This is a genomic window from Candidatus Cloacimonadota bacterium, assembly GCA_034661015.1.
Lineage (GTDB): Bacteria > Cloacimonadota > Cloacimonadia > JGIOTU-2 > JGIOTU-2 > JAYEKN01.
Genome location: JAYEKN010000295.1, coordinates 24,532 through 27,650, shown reverse-complemented (window position 1 = coordinate 27,650; position 3,119 = coordinate 24,532). Strand labels below are relative to the sequence as shown.

Sequence of the window (3,119 nt, the reverse complement as noted above, 5' to 3'; positions counted from 1 at the left end):
GTGCTTTTCGTTTTATTGCGTTCCCAAGCTGGGGCTTGGGAACGAGAATAATGCTGGGTGCTTGGAAACGGGAACCGCTTAATTTAAGATTAAAATGCGTTTTGAATATTAACGAAACCCAAAATGGATATATCGATGAAGAAAAGTTGCGATATTTCTGTTTTATTTGTTTTTCTTTGTGCCCTTTGTGAACTTTGTGTTTAATCAATTTTAATATGAAAAATAAAAAACTTCTCTTCCACGTTTGTTGTGCTCCATGTTTTGTGGCACCCTATTTCCATCTCAAAGATGAATTTGATCTGATGGGATTCTGGTATAATCCAAATATTCATCCTTACACGGAATATGCGAAGCGGTTGGAAGAAGTGAAAAAATTTGAAAGAAAGGAGAAATGCAGAATTATTTATAAAGATGAATACCAACTTGAAAAATGGTTGCAAAACGTGGTTTTTCGAGAAAACCGCCGATGCGATTATTGTTATTATGACCGATTGCTAAATACGGCAATCTACGCCAAAAGAGGAAATTTTGATTATTTTACTTCCACGCTTTTATACAGCAAATTTCAGCAACATGAAAAAATAATTACGATTGGAAATGATCTGGCAAAAAAATACGGAGTGAAATTTCTTTCGCGTGATTTGCGTGAATATTGGAAAGAGGGAATTCGACTTTCCAAAGAAAGAAATATGTATCGTCAGCAATATTGCGGTTGCATTTATAGTGAAAGAGAACGGTATTATATAAAGAGGTAATTGGAAATGAATGAAGTCTGTTACGGGAATGATCAGTAACAGTTCATTTCTATTTAGAGTCTGTCCGTAAAGTATAGATTGGACGCAGATGAACGCTGAAAAAAATGATTTACGCAGATAAAAAATTTAATTACAAAGAGATTAGTATCAGCGCCTGCCCCGTTGAATGCTTTGTATTTTAATATTCAACAGGGGTTTATCTGCCGAATCAGTGTTTTTCTGCGTCGAATCATTTTGCCAAAACCCGTTGATAAAATAGTAGTTTACGGATGGACTCTAAATCAGCTTGCAAAAACAGAATCTTTAAGTGATTCTTTTCGAAATACATATTTTTTACAATTATTAATCTGCTGCAAACATTGGCACAATTATTGTTCTTAGAATCACAAAACCGAAGACTTTAGCCATACGTTTGGAAATGACTTCGGTAAAGCCTCAAGTATGAAAGGTTAATATTATATGAAAAAGAGAATAATCATCCCTCTTATTTCGCTCATTATCTTGATGTGTGCGAACTCATTTGCTGAAACATCAGCAACTTTGACTTTCTACAAACGGAAATTATTTCCCATACCTTCTAAGGAAAAACGGACTTTAAATATTTTTCTTTCTGATTCAACCGGAACAAAAAATTTTAGTTTACAAAGAATAGCCTCTTCGGATACAATTTATCTCACTTTCACATCAGCAGAGAAATGGGAACTGAAAAAATATTATAAAAAATTCAAGCAAAAACTATTTATAAAGCAGGAGAATAAGGAAATACCACCAATTAGAATGATTGAAATTAAAAAGGGAAAGAAAACTGAAAAACTAATTGCCACTTTTCAAAGGCATGACCTTTCCGTAAAAGAGCCATTCAAATTGTGCTTCAAAAAAGAGTGCTCCGGAGAGCTAAAAATCCCTCCGCTACCTCTTACTTTTGAGCAGGAATATATGGCATATTATGTCGAGGGACAGGATTCGTATCAATCAGGTAATTACTTACAATCTTATGAAAAATTGCAAATGTTCCTTTCGGATGAAAATAAGATAAAAAATTTACCATTCTTTTTTGATGCAACCGAACTTCTCAGAAATTCGATTACAAAATATATTACTTCAGAAAACGAAAAATATAACCTTCTTCAACAGGAATTTGCAAAAAATTCCGATGAATCCTTCAAGCAAGATTTTGAAATTTTTAAAAACGAAATTGAAATTACCCGGCAGACTTTTTCTCCATATTTCCAATTTTATGATGATAAGAACGATTCAATAATGGTTCAAAACCTCAACGCTTTAATTTCCAAATCCGATAATCAAATCCGAAATATTGATAATATGATCCGCAACCGCAAACTATCAATTTTTCGAAAATCATATTATGATAACAACGAGTTTTCAATTTATATAGAAACGCTAACTCGGATGCTTTGTTTTACGGACACCATTTCGATGATTGATACTCTGTCTCTGAACATTTCACTTCTCGAAAAACTGCCAGAAATAGAAAATAATCTTAAAGAATTGCAGCTATATAATAAATTCGCTGAAATAATTTTATTGTTAAGCGATAACATCAAACAAAATCACTATGTTTTGGGAAAATCCGCAATGGACAATCTGTTTGGTCAGATTGATTCGGAAAAGCAACCCTATTATAAAATTCTCTGTGCCTTCAATTCCCTATGTAATAATAATCGTAATCTATTTTCAAAATACATAACAGAAGCATATTGGAAATGCACGGATGAGAATTTGCTGAAAAATTTAGAATTCCAAAATTTGTCAATAAGAGCAACCTCGCTTGGCATATCAGAATCCGCTTTGCATGTGCTAAATCAATCGCTACGATATTTTATGAGCAAAGATAACACGCAAGCATTTGCCGGATTTCAAAAAGCAAAGTCCCTCTCAAACAATTTTTGTCTCCCCCTTTACTATCTCGGGATAATCGAATTCGGCAAAGGTAATGTGTTTGTAGGAATAGCAGCTATGAATGAGGCTATTGAGAAGTATCCCGAATTCATTGCTCCTCGCAAATTCCTGATAGATCATTATATGGAAACTCATCAATATTCGAAGGCACTTTTCGTGGCGAATTCTGCGATTAACAAACTACCAATCTGGCATTTCTACTTTTCCAAGGCAAATATTTTGGCAGCGATGGGTAAGTATCCGGAGGCAATTGACATCTGCGAAATTTGTCTGCAAATAAATCCCTATGATTTTTATGAATATTTATTCCTCGGTGATCAGAGTTTAGAGATTGACGATCGGCATGCAGCTAAGGCATATTATTCAAAAGCTGCTGAAATTTTACCTGATAATCCCCAATATGAAAAACGAATGAAAGCCTTTAAGGACTAATTAAATATGAGC

General features: G+C 33.9%; 3 protein-coding genes. All 3 read left to right on the top strand.

From position 1 onward, the window contains the following. Nucleotides 1-191: hypothetical protein (locus U9P79_10410; GenBank protein ID MEA2105026.1), on the top strand; the 191-nt coding region annotated here is incomplete at its 5' end. Nucleotides 192-215: 24 nt separating this feature from the next. Further along, entirely contained in the window at nt 216-755 is a 540-nt protein-coding gene (locus U9P79_10405; protein ID MEA2105025.1) for an epoxyqueuosine reductase QueH, read from the top strand. Nucleotides 756-1,214: 459 nt separating this feature from the next. Further along, complete coding sequence (locus U9P79_10400; protein MEA2105024.1) at nt 1,215-3,107, top strand: hypothetical protein; 1,893 nt, start codon at nt 1,215-1,217, stop codon at nt 3,105-3,107. Nucleotides 3,108-3,119 lie beyond the last annotated feature (12 nt).